The sequence below is a fragment of the Spiroplasma endosymbiont of Halictus nicosiae genome (genome assembly GCF_978018445.1).
The window spans coordinates 1,956,840-1,972,467 of sequence record NZ_OZ389573.1; the positions used below are offsets into that span (position 1 = coordinate 1,956,840).

Sequence of the window (15,628 nt, forward strand, 5' to 3'; positions counted from 1 at the left end):
ATAATTTATTTTTTTCTTTCAACATGTAATGCCATTAATTTATTATTTTCAGAAATTATTTCGCCATTTTTTTTAAGTTTTATACTATTAAAGGCAGCAAATAAATTAAATTCATAATGATTTTTATATGTTTCAAACATAATATTAATAATATCTCCGTCATTTTGATTAACACCAATTCATAGTTTATATATATATTTTGTAGAATCATAATTTCTAATTTGATATTTTTTGTCAGAAAAAGATACAAAATCACTAGTATTAACAACTTCTCAATCATTGCCACCACTAATAGATATATCACCACTGCCTAATAATGAAGAACCATTAATAGTTTTAATATTTGTACCGCTTACTAATTTATCTTGTTTAAGATTAATATCTTGTGATGTTTTTACAATATATTTACCATCAACTTTTTCAATATAATTTTTATTTAAATCACTATCTTTAATAATATCTGTTGGAATATCACCACTGCCTAATAATGAAGAACCATTAATAGTTTTAATATTTGTACCGCTTACTAATTTATCTTGTTTAAGATTAATATCTTGTGATGTTTTTACAATATATTTACCATCAACTTTTTCAATATAATTTTTATTTAAATCACTATCTTTAATAATATCTGTTGGAATATCGCCACTTTGTTTTGCTTTTCAGACATTATTTTCATAATAAATACTATCATTATCAAATGGAACAATAAGTTTAATATATTCGTTATAATCAATTTTAGAAAAATCATTAACAGTTGGATAAAAAATATTTATTGAATTATCTGTTTGCAATCGTTCTTTTAATCAAAATAATAATGTTGGATAAAAAGTTTTTTTACTAATATGTTTATATTCTTCTTCTCATGAATGAGCATAATTATCTAAACTATAATTATATGGTCTAGATACTGTTTTACTAGATATAATATCAATTATTTCACCTGCTAATTTTAAAGCATTTTTAACATCTCTGGTAATATTTTCATTTGCTTCAGGGTCATTAGTTTGTGAATAAGCAACTCCACCTTGTGAAAATGATGCACTACCAGTTAAATCATTTACTCCTTTTGGTAAATATCAATTAATAACTGCTAATAAACAAGCAGATTGAATATAACTTAATCATTTATCATATTCAATTAAACCAGTATTATCTTTTTTTACTCATGGAAATAATTCTTTTTTATTAATCTTATCGGAAATTGTTCCACCTGATAATCTATCCATTCATAAACTAGTTTTTAAAATAGCATTATAAATTAAATTATCATTATAAGCAGATTGTTTTCTTTCATTAATAGGTTGTCAAAGTTTACTTTCTTTAACATCTTCAACTGTTATAAATAATAAATTATTTAAATTATTTTTCATATAATACACCTCTTAATTTATTACGATATTTATTTTTTAAATTACTTGGCTTATAACTATTAACTCTTGCTTTTGCTTTCTTAATTTTTTTAATAGTTTGATTAGTTTTGTAAAAAATATTTTTAACTGGTGTTTTATATAAATTCTTAATATTTTTAACATCACTTCGGCGTTCACGATATCATTTTTTATTATTAATTTCACCAGCAAAATTAAAATTAAAATGTCCAATTTTTAAATTATTAATAAACTTTTTAATTTGTTGTAATTTTTGAACTGTTGGTAATGTTAATTTAGTAGTTCCTTTGGGATATTTTTCTTTTAATGCTTGTGGTAATCGTTTTTTAATATAATATCTTAAATGATTAGGTAATCATTTTCTTAATCAATAACGCCAAAATAAAGATCCTGCATTAGATACAGCATTACTTAATAATTTTCATATTTCAACTGGAACACTAGGATAAACATAAGGTCCATAAAATTTCGGATGTTTTGCTGTTTTTGTATATATTAAAATAGTTAAATTACCTGTTAAAGTTAATTTATTTGTAATATTAAACATACCACTATCAAGTCAACTACTATTTAAAGGTTGTCAATTAGTATTTAAATAATTTTCATTTTTAAATTGTTTTCTATTTTTAATATTATTATCTTTTTCTAATTGACTTAATATTTGTTGAATTTCTTTTTTATGACCTTTTTTAATTAAATCTAAATAAGTAAATGGATTTAATCACTGATAAATATCTTCAACTTTATTTGTAATTTTATTATATTTATCACTAATATAATTAATTGGCTTTAATATTTTATTTTTAACTTGATTAACTCTATTAATTAAATTTACAAATTTACTTATTAAAGGTTTATTTTCTAAATTAGATACTAATAAAGTTAAAACGCGTAATATTAGTAAATTCATTTTATATTAACCTTGATTATTTGGTTTTGATTCTGGTTTTGATGCTGAAATTAGATAATCAACTGGAACTCTAAAAGTTTTATTTAGATTACTTTTAGCGGCAGTAATTTCATCTTGGCTTGGTTGTTTTTCCAAAATAATTTTACATGTTTTAGGATATAAAATAGTTGGTGTTGCATATTGAACTTTACCAATTCATTTAGGATTAGCAGTATCATTATCTAAAACTTGTTGAATAGTATCCATATTAATTGGATAAGCTCATACTTGTTTATTAATAATTAAACCATTTACATTAGTAAAATTATAACCTTTATCACGGTTAACTTGTCCTTTTGTATATGTTTTTTCTAAATGAAAGCTTTTTGATACTGGAATACCCATTGCTGTATTTTCATATAATTCACCATTAACCATCGATTTTAGTTGTGCTTGTGAACCAATTACTTTTAAAAAAGCAGGTGTTAATCCTAAATATGATCTTCGACCTAAAACCATAAACATTTTATCTGTTGGTAAACCAAAATATAAATTACTAATTTGATTTGTTAATTCAATCAAAGTTTCATTTAATGTAAAGAATGCTTTATTTGCATCATCTGCATTTTCTGCTGTATAACTACGAAATGGAATTACTTCATATTGACCATCTGCTAAACAATAATCATAAATAGCCTGAATTAATTCACATTCTAAATTAACAAATTTATTCTGTACAACACTAGAAATAGCATCAGCAATAACGCCATTTTTAATATTTTGTTCTATTAATGCTAAGTCAAAAGCCTCATTCATTAATTTTAAATTAAATCTTTTATCAATAGGAACTGGAATTCTTGTTAATCCCATTGTTTGAGTTGTCCCACCATTTGGCAATGAATAATCATCTTGTCATACCACACGATGAGTTAAATTATATAGTGCTTGACCAGCATTAGGTAATCAAGCAACTTGTTCTGCGGTTGCTGTTGCATACTGCATAATACTTGCATATTCATTATATAAAGGTCCACGCAATAAAGCATTAACCATATCAACATACGCTTTTTGGCCTGTTGTATTACCTTGTAATGTAAAAGGTACTTGTGGCAAATTAATTGTTGCCATAATATTTCACTCCCTTATTATCTAAGGTTTTTAAGTGTATAATCAGTTATTTTTTTAATTTCATCAGGAGTATATGCTCCTTTTTCTTTAATAGTTTCAATTTCATCATTTTTATTTTCAACCGATTTTTCAATCATATCTTTAATAAAATTAGTTGGTGAAACTGATGGTTGCTCTTCAACAAACAAATCAGGTTTTAATTCTTTTAAAGTTTGCATTTTTTCAGATAAAGAATTACCATTAACTTTATCTAAATTAGTTTTAATATCTTCAATTTTAGTAGATGGAACATCTTTAAATGCTTTTAATTCATTTAATTCATTAGATAATTTAATAAAGTCTTCTTTTGATATAACATCTTCGCGTTTTTGCACACTTTCTCTAATTTGCTTTGCTTCATTATTAAACTGATTTAAAATATTTTCAGCAATTTCTTCACTTAAACCTTGTTCGATTAATTGTTCTTTTGTAAGTGCCATTTTATAAACTCCTCTTTTTTTATCCTTGTCCGATTAACAAGTCAGCATAACTCTTTTTTACGGAAAAAGATTAAACCTATGTTTCTAATTATATACCAATAGTTCACAAATGCAATATATTTTGTATACAAATACTAAACAAATAAGATAAAAGTGTTATAATGAAATTGAAATAATTATTTATTGATATATAATATAAAGCAAGAATGATGTCGGGTCATTATCTTTTTTATTTAACTAAAGTAATAATATCATACTATTTTACCAATACAATACTTTTTATATATACAAAAAAATCTAAACTTAATATATTTAATTCCTAATTTACCCCTTAAAACGCGTAATAATGGGTATTTAACAAGATAAAATTATTAAAATAATTCCTAATTTTCCTTGTATATATATATATATATATATATAATGAGGGTAAATCTTGATAAATAAAAAATAAAAAGTTTCAAGATTAAGAAAAGGAGAAAAACAAGTATGAAAAAATTACTTAGTTTATTAAGTGTATTAACAATTAGTGGAACTACTGTACCAACAACAATTGCCGTTAGTCCTTATCAAAATGAAGAAGCGTTAAATAGTGAAATTAATTCTTCACAAACAAATAATTTAGAAAATTTAATTAGAAACAAAAGATCTCTTGATATTTTAAAATCTAAAAATGATGTTATTTATTATACTTTTAATAAAAACACATGGAATGATATAAAATTTCAAGCTCAAAAAATACATAATGAACATCATTTTGATAGTCATGGCATTGACAATAGTTGGGAAGTTTTTTCAAATTATATTAAAGAAAATATTTTTGAAAAAACAAATATTACTACTTTAGATTCAAGTGTTACTGGTTTTTTTCAGGCTAATGGATATGTTCGAGAAGTTAATTCATTAATTAATGTTATTTTTCAAAATTATACAAAAATAGATGAATTTATTCAAATAAACAATAATTATAATTGGTTTTCTTTGTCTACTTTAAGTAATTCTGATAATTTTGTTATTTTATCATCACGTCTTCCTGACAGTATTGATGATTCTAGTTTTTATAATAAACTTAAAAAAATTATAATTACTGCTGGCTGTGCTGCTGTTGGTACATTTGGAGGAGTTGCTGGTGCAACAATTACAGCAATTTCTTGCTATTATATAAGTTAATTTTTTATAAAAAATGCTACACTTCATAGTACAATTTACAGAAATAAAAAAAATTATAGAAGTAATTAATTTTATTTCCATTTTTAATTAAACTATTAAAAAACAAAAAGATAAAAAAATGAAAAAAATATTAAGTCTTTTAAGCACAATCACTTTAGTTGGAACAAGTACAACAAGTTTAGTGGCTTGTAATACACTACAAGAATATACAACCAAAGAATTAAAAGAACTAAAAGAAAAGAATAAAATAAATACTGTTAACCAAGAAATCAGAGAAAATTTAGAATGAATAGAACCACAAGAAAAACCATTTAATCAAGTGGATAATAAATGATATTATGTAGTATGAAAAGGTGAAAATAAATATCATTTAAACAAATTTAAAAATATTATGCACAAAGATGAACCAATAATTAATGACGGTACTAACCACTTTTATTTAAGATTAGACGTTGATTTGAATTTGTTATATATATATGAAACTTATCAAGGAAAAGAAACTAAGTTTCATTATTGAAAAAATAAAAATGATGATTATTTTAAATCAGTTTATCGTTGAAATTTAGATACTAAGGAACCTGATTTAATTATTGATCATAAAGGAAATATAATAAAAGTTGATGTATAAAAAAGAGATAATTAAATCTCTTTTTTATTTTACCTTGGTTTAATTGTTATTTTAACAGGGTTATTGCTACTATTTCTAATTCCCAAAACATTTGGATTATTTATATTAAATTTTATACTTCCATCTGAAATGGGGGTTTCATATTCAGTTGTACCTCAATATAAAATATCTCCATATCCCTCAACCCCCAATAATTTAGGAATCATACTTTTTGATATTCTAATTTTTAATTTCATATTATTAGTATAATATACTTGAAGTTTAGTTTCTTTAATTTTTTCGTTATCATTATTATATAATTTTGTTATTTGCAACAATAAATAAATAAACGCTTCACCTAACTTAGTTTTATATTTAGTTCTATATTCTTTATTTATTAATCCATTAGTATAAACAGTAGCAACTGTTTGAATATCATTTATTATTATATTATCAGTATATAAAATAATTGTATTTTCAAAATTAACTTTATCAATTTGTTCCATTCCTTGTGTATCTATTTTTACACCATCCAAATTACCTAAATAATCTGAACATCCTGTTCTACCAACTAAAATTTCAACATTTCTATTAGGAATAAAATTTTCTATATTAGGTGGTCCACATTCTACTTGCAAATTACCTAAATTACTTATTTCTATTGTTTTATAAGAACTAATAAATTTATCAATACTTTGAATTGTTGGGTCAATTTTTTTTAAGTCAAGTTCTATTTCAGAATATCCAAAATATTCTGTATTTTCATCAAAAAAATTATTATGTGCAATATTATACGGTGGTGTTGTTTTTTTACATTGTCCTGATTGAATTGCATTAAATAATATAGGTAATTTTGCATTAGCAGGAATAATATCTTTGGTATACTCTGGATAGTTATACGGAACTGGCGGTAATACATATTGTGGGTAATTAAATATTGGTATTTCATAGTCATGAGGCAATAAGAAACTAGTTTTATAATTAGTTGTCATATCGCGCAAATAATTATTTAATACACTTTTTGTTTTACCACGAAAACTCCATACTGATAAGCGCAAATAATCTTCTTCATTATTGGTATATGGGTTATCAGCATAAAAGATAATTTCAAAATTACCTTTATATAAAGCTTGAATTGAAAACATATCAATTATATAACTACAATTTGTCCCATCGGGTGTTTGTAAGAATTTTAAATCATTATCTTTTTCACTGTCGCTAACTGGTGTTTGAGCATCTACTGTTTTGGTTTGCTCATTAATTAAGTAAACTCTGTTAGTTTTTTCATTTAATTGTTTTAAATTGTAAGTTGAATAAACTAATTCTTCTGTTGGTTTACCATCTTTATTTAAAACAGTACCTTTTAATTTATCTGTTAATAAAGTTGTAAAACTAAAACTAGTAGCATTAGCTCCAAAAATAGCACCAACTTTATCATTTCCTTGTTCTCTAAATATTTCAAATGGTAAATAACCTTTACCTTTTGATTTTTCAGACCAAAATGCATCATTATAAAAACTATAAATATTAGCACTCATAAAGCCATTAAGTCATTGAAAATTAGGTCAGGTTTTTTCATTTTGATTAATTACTCATCCTCATGGAATACCAAATGAAATAAAGTTTAAGAATTTACCAACTCCACCTGGTATCGTAAAAGGATTAAATACTAATTTTTGTGTATAGTTTAAAGGTAATACAGTAATTTGGCGATTAATAAAATTATTCATATTTAAAATATCTCAAACATTACATTTACCCATTTTATTATATTCAATTTGAACTTGTCCGACAGTATTACCAAATTCATCTTTTCTTCTAAAATATGATGATGCTTGGGTACTAATGATATTATCAACTGTACCACCGTTTGTTTTTATTTTGCTTGGTGGTGTTATTTTTCAATCTTTAGACCAATAAAACTTAGAATCCTTATCTTCTTTATGAATATTTCGACCAACAGTAGAGTTAGTTGCTGATGTAGTGGTAGGGTCAGTTATAACAATACCTTCACTATTTTTCTGTTTTCAAAAGTCATATCTACTTTCCATATCTTTTTTTCAGTCTTCATAACCAGTTATCATAGTTGGTTGTATCCCTTGAATGTTATATCAACTTACTTCGGGTGATGCATAAGTATTTATTTTATCAGGTGGTGCAGGAAACATGTTATACATTAATAAGTCTCTTGAATTCATTACTTTTTTATTAAATTGACCTTTAATAATTGGTCGACCAATAACTGGCATATCAAAAAAGATTGGATTACCATAAATTTTAACTGCCATTGCTCTAACACCGGGGTCTTTTAATAAAATCTCATCTAATTCAACAATTCCTTTATTTAGTTTTTCATCATAAGTTATTTTAGGAAAACAATAACCTTCCCCTGGGGCACTTGTTTGTATAAATTGTCGTACTGATAAACCACTATTACTAATTTTGTCATTAATACTTGAAAAGGTAATTTCTTGTCATAAAAAACTACCATCATAAGGTGAATAATAATTAATAACATTTGATGGATATAATCATTGTCTATCTTGGGGTGCAGAATTAATATCACCACCACCAATATTTAATCCACGGTCATTAAAGACTGTATAAAAATTATAATAATCATTAATATTTAATTTATCGACATCTTCATCTAAAATTAATAAAGTATATTGTCTTTCAGTTGATTGTTGAGTAAATACTTGTTCGAATTTAGCTTCACCGAATTGGATTGAACTTCTATCATCAATCATATAAGCATCTCAATATTTACCAACTTTAACCTCTTTTGTATAAAAGTTATCAGCTTTATTATCATTATTAATAAAATAACTTAATTTATATTGGTTTAAGTATTCCAACATTCTATTAATATCATAAATATTTTCACCATCAATCAATTTTCAATAAACATTATTATTTTCATCTTTTAATTTTATAGCAAAAGGTGTTTCAATATTTGCTCATATTGTTGAATTAATAGGTTGTTTATTAAAATCATCAATCGTTAAGATAGTAATTTCTTCACCTTTATATTTTTGGACTATTTTTAAACTACCTTGTCATTGTGCAATAGTACTTTCCATATTATCAAATATTCGTGAATAACTACCATAGTCACTTGGTTTTGCATTATTAGGTTTTCAACCTGTTTCAGTATCAGGGATATATGAACTATAAACATTAAAAGGAAATACCATTCAATGTCTGTTATCTCTTATATTTTCTCTGATATCTATTAAAGTATCATGGGCTTGTCTTCTTAATTCTTCCATAACACCTGGGTTAATTCTACTCATTTATTAATTCTCCTTAATTTCTGTTCTACCTTGTAAGGCATTTTGATTATTACCAGTTTCATCATATTCTAGTAATTTATTATTATGTTCTATTTCTTTGGCTTGCATTTTATCTTGTCATGCTTCTACTTTTTCAAAATATTTGGTTGCTTCTAATTCATCAATATTATCATATTCAGTAATTGCTCTTATTGGTTCCATTGTACCATTATCTAATCTAGCAGTAATTAATTCATTTTGTCGAATTTGATCTACTAAACTAGCACTAACAAAATCAAATCCATAAGGGCGTTCACCATTTCCATCTCATAAATCATAATATTTTAAAACTGTATCAAACATTTTAGTATAATATTGTTTACGATATGCTTGTAAATATGCTTGTTTTTCTAAATCTTTTGTTTTAGTTAATAATGACTGTGTTTTATTTTGATCATTATCTGATTTATCACCAAATGGACTAGAAAAATGACATGCTAAGTATACTTGTTCAATAATTGATTTTTGGTCTTCGGTATATGTTTCTAATGTTGGTGTACCTTGTACTACTTGTAAAGATTGGGATAATTGACCATCTACTGTTGATGAACTTGATTGAACAAAAATATCATCAAATACATCTTGTAGTACTTTTTTATTGCCTTTGTTATAAGCAGTCATTAAATCATCACTTAGTATCCCATATCAATGCGTACGATTTGCATATCTTTCTTTTGATTTAATATTAAAACTATCTTCTAAATCAAATTGTAATTTATAACAATTTGCCATTGTAGGTCATGGATTTAAAGTTGTTGATGTTGATAAAAATAAAGGATTAGATTCATTAATCATTTCTCAAAAAGGTACAATACCTAATTTATTTTTAAATTCTTGTACTAAAACAGGTCTAACATCATCTTTAATTTGTGTTTTACTTTGACCAACAACTACTTCATTATTTTTAGGTCAACCTTTAATAACTATTTTATCTTTGGTACAAATTAAATTTAAAATAAAACCACTATCTGATTGATGATAATTTAATCAAATATCAGCACCTTGTTCAATTTCATTTATTTTACTTACACGAGATGTAAAGTTAAAAGGGTTAATTCATAAATCAATATTGCCATCACTAGTTTCTAATAAACCAAAGATAGTTTTACCCATTAAACTTGCTGTTAATTCATTTTTATCTAATTTTTCTTTTATTTTATAAGTTTCATATCATCAATTTAATTTTTTTAAAATATCTTTACGATGAGATTTAAATAAAATATCTTTACCATTTACTAATCGCATTTGATGGCGAGCAATAATATTGGCCAAATTAATTGTTCAATCATAATTATAAAATTTTAAAACACTATTAATATCATTTAAGTTTGGTAAACTAGGGAAAGTATTATGCATTGTTATTTTGCTCCTTTAATTTTAAGATAAGTGCATAATTAATAATATTTACTGTTAATAAATTTGGTTCATTTGCCAAAACTTGAACACATACTTTAACTTTTCGATATTTTTTAATATATTCATTATATAAATTTAATTTACATATTGCGATATTATCTTTTTTTAATTCTTGACAAAGTCTTTTTTTAACTTGTCCACAAACAGACATATAAGGTCTTTTTGCATTTATTACACGCTCATCATGTATTACATAAATATCTTTTTTCATTAATTTATTCACTCCCTTTGTTGTCATAATTTATAATCTGCTGAACTATTATGCTTAACCATTGGTATTAATTTAAAATGTAAAGCATAAAAATCACTATCAAATGTATCATCATATAAGTCTAATACTTTTTCTTCTCTTGCTTCAGGCTTATCTTCTCATTGTATTAATTCATATTGGGTTTTACTTACAGGACATTTTTCTCATAATCATTTTAATTGATTAGTATTTATTAACATTGTGAATGCCTCTACACGATGTCTTACTTTAAATTTTTGTTTTTGTGCTGGTTTAAATGTCATATATTGACCAAAAGAATAATTATATTTTTCTCGGTTTAAACTTTGCAATGTTGAATAAGCACTATCATCAACATTAATTGATATTCCTTGTTGTATTAAATTAAAGTATTGATTTAATTGATTGTTATAAAAATCTAAAATATCTTTAACTTGTTCTAATTCAGTTTTAAATTGTTGTGTAGCATTTGAATGAGTATATTCAGCAACTTTATAGGCTTTTTTATCAAATGAGTTATATATTCAAAAACTAGCCGCTGTTGTATGTCCTTTAGGACTAGTAGCATTAGCAATATCAACACCACCTAATAATTTAGTTGGTTGAATAATATCTGTTGCTTTCATAATATCAATATATCTTGCAAAGATTGATCCACTAGTATTGCCAGGAAGTCCTCAACTCCATACTCTTGCTCTTTCAATATCTAATTGTTCTAATCTTAATTGTTCATTAACTTTATCTTGTGGTAATTCATAATTTAATCTTCAACTAGAATAATGAATAATAATTTTCATATTTCATTTTTCAATATATTTAATTTGCTCATATTTACTACGCATTATTTCTTCATTAAAAGGTAATAATTCATTACAATAACCAACAATATATCTTTTTAAACTTTCAGGATTACATGTATTAATTGTTATTTTATTTTGATAACCACGAATAGCAAATTCTAAATCACTTAAATCTTTTTGTTGAAATTGGTCACATTCTTCTCGTCAATCAATAACTAATTTATATTTATTCAAATCAGCAAAGGCTTTTAATTTTTCTTTCCGACTTGGTGAATGCAATCCTTTACAATATATTTTGCTCCCATTTGATAAAGTAAAAGTAAAATTTGATAAATTAATAGTATAAGGTATATTATTTTCATCTAACATATTTCAGATATTTTGAAATACACTATCTTTTAAATCTTTACTCCAATACATACTAGCAATGATACAAATTGGTTCTTTAATTAATAAACTAATTTTTAATAATTCACCAAACATTTTAATATTTGATATAGTTTTACCACTATATCGCGTCCCAATTTGATTAATTTCATTAACTAATTCATATTTCTTAGCAAATGGATATTTATTACCAATACTACTATTTTGTAACAACCAATAAGGCGTTTCTAACAAATAAGTAAAATGATTAAGCATTATTATCACTTTCTTTTTTAATATCTCTAATATCCGTTTGTAAATTAACTATTATTGGTTCTTGAATATTTAAGTTTAATTCTTGTTCCAACTGTTTTTCTTGCAGTGAATATTTATAATTAAATGCTCGTTGTCAATATAATTTAGCACCATCAGGTGATTTCATCATAAAGTTAATTATTTCACTTTCTATTCTATCAACTTGTTTTTCAAGCAAAGGAACTATCTTTTCGCTCGCATAAGTATCATATCTTCACTTGCGAGAAAGATTGAATTCATTGGTTAAATCGTTCAAAGTATATGGTTTATTAGGTGATTTATTTTGCCAAAATTCATCTATTTTACGATAAAATGTTCGTAAACTTGCTGTTTTTGGATTAAATTCTTTCATTTTTTACTCCTTTATATGGTTAAATATAAGTAGAGAAAAACATGTACTGAAGAACTTGACACGGTTCTTTTTTTATTATTTATAATTTTACATCAAAATAAAAAAAAGTAAAGTAATTTACTTTTTTCAGTTAAATTAATTTGCTAATAATTAACAATTAAATTATAACACAATAAATAAAAAATAATATCTTTTTTTGCATTTTTATTATTTTTGTGTTAATGTGTAGAACTAAGGAAAGAGGGTAAAAAAATGATAAATATTGATAACAATTTTTTTAAGAATTTTAATAATTTGTTATATATACAAAGTATTGAAATTATTCAACAAAATTTAGAAGATTGTGATGAATGAATTTTTAAAAATTATAAAATTGATGAAACTTTAAAAAAATTTAAAGATTATAAAGTAAAAGAAATAAAACCAAGAACATTAACTATTTTAAATGGGAAAATAACTTTTAAAAGAAGAAAATATTATAAAATTAATCCAGAAACAGGTAAAGAAGAATATATTTTTCCTTTGGATAAACTTTTAGGAATTGAAAAATGACAAAGAATAAATAATTCTGTTAAAGAAAAAATATTATCATTTATTGGCAAGAAAAAAACATATCAAGATATTTTAGATACTATGGAACATGTAAAAATTTGTATAAAAACAATTTCAAATATTATGAAAAATGCAAAAACTGATAAAGAATATTACCTTAATAAAACTGATAAAAAAATAAAGATACCTCATACTTTATATATTCAAATTGATGGGACTTATTTAAAAATGTGAAATGAAAAGAAAAAAGGAAAAGAAAAAATAAAAAAACATAGTATATTTTCAACTGTTCATACTGGTTTTGATAAGGTAAAATCAACGAAAAAAAGACCTGTAATTCAAGATAAATTAGGTGTTATAGAGCTAGATAATATTCCAGAATATATTAAAAAAAATAGTAAATTAACTAATTTTGTTAATAAATTACTTACATTAATTACAAGTTATTATGATGTTAATGACAATATTGAATTTATGGTATTAGGAGATGGCGCACTTTGAATTAAAAATATTGTAAAATTTATTCAAGAATATTTTCCTAAAAATAAAGTACATTACACGATAGATAAATTCCACCTTACAAATAGATTTAAAAAATTATATCCTTATCAAAGTAAAAACAAAGAAAACAGAGAAACATACCATAAAGCAGTCGATTATTTTTTTAATGCTAAATATGAAGAATTATTAGAATGTTTAGAAAACAGTGCTTCTTTTATAAAAGAATCAAAAATGAAATTCTTAAAAGAAACAATTAAATTAATTAAAAATAATGAAGAAGGTGTCAGAAATCAAACATTATGAAATAATATTGGTTGTCATATTGAGGGTGATATATCACATTACTGTAAAGGTGTTTTGGTTAAAAAAGCAACTTATCATGAAAAAACTCTTAAAAATAAATTAAATACTAGTATGATGAATTTTAAAAATAAAATTAATTTATTTAATACTAATGAACCATTAGAAGAAAATAGAATTAATTATTTAGTTAATAATTTTGTAAATAATAATTTACAACCAAACTTATATTTTTATTAATTTTATCTAATAAATTAAATAACTTTAATAAACATGTATTTTTGTTGTGGAAAAATTTAAAAAATGTTAAAATGTTGTTGACAATAAAATTAAAAGTAATATAATTTAAATAAGTAAGTGGTATTTTTATTCCACAATTTCTAAGATATTAATTAAAACCCTTAAATAATACATACAGCCTCAAATATCATTGCAATTCTTCCTCCACTTTATAATTAAATTATCTCTTAAAAGTAACAAAAAAAGCACGAAAGTGCTTTTAACAAATTATTTGCAGATAAAAATAAACAATAATAAAAAATTGTAATAATTATGTTCCAATAATTTTATTCATTTCATCTTTTATTGCTAAACTGATATTGCCAAATGGCAAAATAACAGTTTGGGCAACAATATCAATATTTTTTAATTTAAATTTAGTTTTTAACAAAACCAAATCAACTTCGTCTAAATCTTTTACTGTTACTCGCAACCGAGTTAAGGTTGCTTTAACCATTGTAATATTTGTTTTTGTTCCTAAAATACTAATTAAATCATTAATAGAAAAAGAAATCGTTTGTTTTGGAACAAGAATTTTTTGAAAATTAAAAATCTTTTTCCGAAAAATCATCATTAAAATAAACAACAGCATTAAAATCATTGCCACAACAATGATAATAATATATTCAGTTTGCATTATTAATCATCTCCTCTGTTATCATTGCAATGAGCAAATAATAACTTGATCTTCGCAATTAGACTCAAATCATTTTCTTTATCATAGCATAAGTTCAATGTTTTTTGACTAATTTTTAACTCTACATCGGAACTTAAAATTTCTGATTCATAAGTATCAATCACTAAACTTTTTCCTTTCAACTCACCATTTAACCTTATTATTTGATCTTGATCTAAAATAATTGAAGCGTTAATTGTGGAAAAAGTTGAATTTGCCACCGGAGCAATTTCTTTTAATTGCCATAGAGTGGAAATATTAGATGCAATAATGGAACCATTAATTGCTCGCATATAACCTGTTGAACCAGTTTTAGTTGCAAAAACAAGCCCACTTCCCCGGAAATGCTCCAATAAATCATTATTAACATAAATGCCAGTACGAATTGTTTTAACATGGTCAACAACTTTTGCTTCATTTAATGCATAGCGAATAAGATTACCATTATATTTAATTTCTAATAATGGCATTTGGCGAATATGAACTTTATTATTAATAATTGCTTTAATTGCTTTAGGATAAGTATTTTCATCATAGTTGGCATAAAATCCTAATGAACCAGATTTAATTACAATAAAAAAAACTTTATCAATAATATCTTGAAATTTATTAACTGCTCTTAATAAAGTTCCATCCCCGCCAATGATAAAAACATACTGTGGGTTACTAAGAACTTCTTTTAATTCATTTTCTTGTAAAAGTTTATTAATTTTATTAACTAACTTTGTTGATTCTTGATAATCATTTGCAATAATTGCATATTTAACCATTGTTCTCGCCACCTTTTCTTTCATTTAATTATATTATACCTTTATTTTAAATTGAAAACTTAATTAAATAAAAAAT

14 protein-coding genes are annotated in these 15,628 nt (G+C 23.9%); 3 read left to right on the forward strand and 11 right to left on the reverse strand.

The features are described from left to right. Nucleotides 1-5: 5 nt before the first annotated feature. Genes ACZ91P_RS13375 through ACZ91P_RS13390 form a run of 4 tightly spaced genes read right to left on the reverse strand, consistent with a single transcriptional unit; the run spans nt 6 to nt 3,887 of the window. Nucleotides 6-1,373, reverse strand: coding sequence for a hypothetical protein (locus ACZ91P_RS13375; protein ID WP_465156847.1), 1,368 nt, complete (start codon nt 1,371-1,373; stop codon nt 6-8). Further along, nucleotides 1,363-2,301, reverse strand: coding sequence for a hypothetical protein (locus ACZ91P_RS13380; protein ID WP_465155651.1), 939 nt, complete (start codon nt 2,299-2,301; stop codon nt 1,363-1,365). Before ACZ91P_RS13380 ends, ACZ91P_RS13375 begins: the two co-directional genes overlap by 11 nt. Nucleotides 2,302-2,307: 6 nt before the next feature. Continuing rightward, nucleotides 2,308-3,408, reverse strand: a complete 1,101-nt coding sequence (locus tag ACZ91P_RS13385; protein WP_465155750.1) for a hypothetical protein — start codon at nt 3,406-3,408, stop codon at nt 2,308-2,310. A 17-nt stretch (nt 3,409-3,425) separates the two neighbouring features. After that, nucleotides 3,426-3,887, reverse strand: coding sequence for a hypothetical protein (locus tag ACZ91P_RS13390; RefSeq protein WP_465155752.1), 462 nt, complete (start codon nt 3,885-3,887; stop codon nt 3,426-3,428). Nucleotides 3,888-4,373: 486 nt separating this feature from the next. Here ACZ91P_RS13390 and ACZ91P_RS13395 point away from each other — a divergent pair, with 486 nt between their 5' ends. Both ACZ91P_RS13395 and ACZ91P_RS13400 read left to right on the forward strand, forming a co-directional pair. Then, complete coding sequence (locus ACZ91P_RS13395) at nt 4,374-5,054, forward strand: hypothetical protein (protein ID WP_465155754.1); 681 nt, start codon at nt 4,374-4,376, stop codon at nt 5,052-5,054. A 118-nt stretch (nt 5,055-5,172) separates the two neighbouring features. Beyond that, nucleotides 5,173-5,682, forward strand: coding sequence for a lipoprotein (locus tag ACZ91P_RS13400; protein ID WP_465155756.1), 510 nt, complete (start codon nt 5,173-5,175; stop codon nt 5,680-5,682). A 29-nt stretch (nt 5,683-5,711) separates the two neighbouring features. Here ACZ91P_RS13400 and ACZ91P_RS13405 read toward each other — a convergent pair whose 3' ends face one another. From ACZ91P_RS13405 to ACZ91P_RS13425, 5 genes are read right to left on the reverse strand one after another with little or no spacing between them, the layout of a single operon-like run. Then, nucleotides 5,712-8,957 carry a hypothetical protein gene (locus tag ACZ91P_RS13405; protein WP_465156849.1) on the reverse strand — a complete coding sequence of 1,082 codons (3,246 nt, stop codon included), beginning with the start codon at nt 8,955-8,957 and terminating at the stop codon, nt 5,712-5,714. A gap of 3 nt (nt 8,958-8,960) precedes the next feature. Beyond that, nucleotides 8,961-10,352, reverse strand: a complete 1,392-nt coding sequence (locus tag ACZ91P_RS13410; protein WP_465156852.1) for a hypothetical protein — start codon at nt 10,350-10,352, stop codon at nt 8,961-8,963. After that, nucleotides 10,345-10,650, reverse strand: a complete 306-nt coding sequence (locus ACZ91P_RS13415; protein WP_465155665.1) for a hypothetical protein — start codon at nt 10,648-10,650, stop codon at nt 10,345-10,347. The genes ACZ91P_RS13410 and ACZ91P_RS13415 overlap by 8 nt, the downstream gene beginning before the upstream one ends. Continuing rightward, a complete protein-coding gene (locus ACZ91P_RS13420; RefSeq protein WP_465155762.1) occupies nt 10,623-12,083 on the reverse strand; it encodes a PBSX family phage terminase large subunit in 1,461 nt (486 codons plus the stop codon). The genes ACZ91P_RS13415 and ACZ91P_RS13420 overlap by 28 nt, the downstream gene beginning before the upstream one ends. Beyond that, entirely contained in the window at nt 12,076-12,474 is a 399-nt protein-coding gene (locus tag ACZ91P_RS13425; RefSeq protein WP_465156855.1) for a hypothetical protein, read from the reverse strand. The genes ACZ91P_RS13420 and ACZ91P_RS13425 overlap by 8 nt, the downstream gene beginning before the upstream one ends. A 252-nt stretch (nt 12,475-12,726) precedes the next feature. On the opposite strand from ACZ91P_RS13425, the gene ACZ91P_RS13430 reads away from it, so the two are divergent. Continuing rightward, nucleotides 12,727-14,067 carry an Mbov_0401 family ICE element transposase-like protein gene (locus tag ACZ91P_RS13430; RefSeq protein ID WP_465156857.1) on the forward strand — a complete coding sequence of 447 codons (1,341 nt, stop codon included), beginning with the start codon at nt 12,727-12,729 and terminating at the stop codon, nt 14,065-14,067. 310 nt (nt 14,068-14,377) lie between these two features. Here the strand turns inward: ACZ91P_RS13430 and ACZ91P_RS13435 are convergent, their stop codons facing one another. Together ACZ91P_RS13435 and ACZ91P_RS13440 are read right to left on the reverse strand one after the other, a co-directional pair. Then, the gene (locus ACZ91P_RS13435) at nt 14,378-14,743 is read right to left on the reverse strand and encodes a PTS sugar transporter subunit IIB (protein ID WP_338991474.1); all 366 of its coding nucleotides are present in this window, start codon (nt 14,741-14,743) and stop codon (nt 14,378-14,380) included. A 2-nt stretch (nt 14,744-14,745) separates the two neighbouring features. Beyond that, nucleotides 14,746-15,552 carry an NAD(+)/NADH kinase gene (locus ACZ91P_RS13440; protein WP_465156859.1) on the reverse strand — a complete coding sequence of 269 codons (807 nt, stop codon included), beginning with the start codon at nt 15,550-15,552 and terminating at the stop codon, nt 14,746-14,748. Between the last annotated feature and the right edge of the window lie 76 nt (nt 15,553-15,628).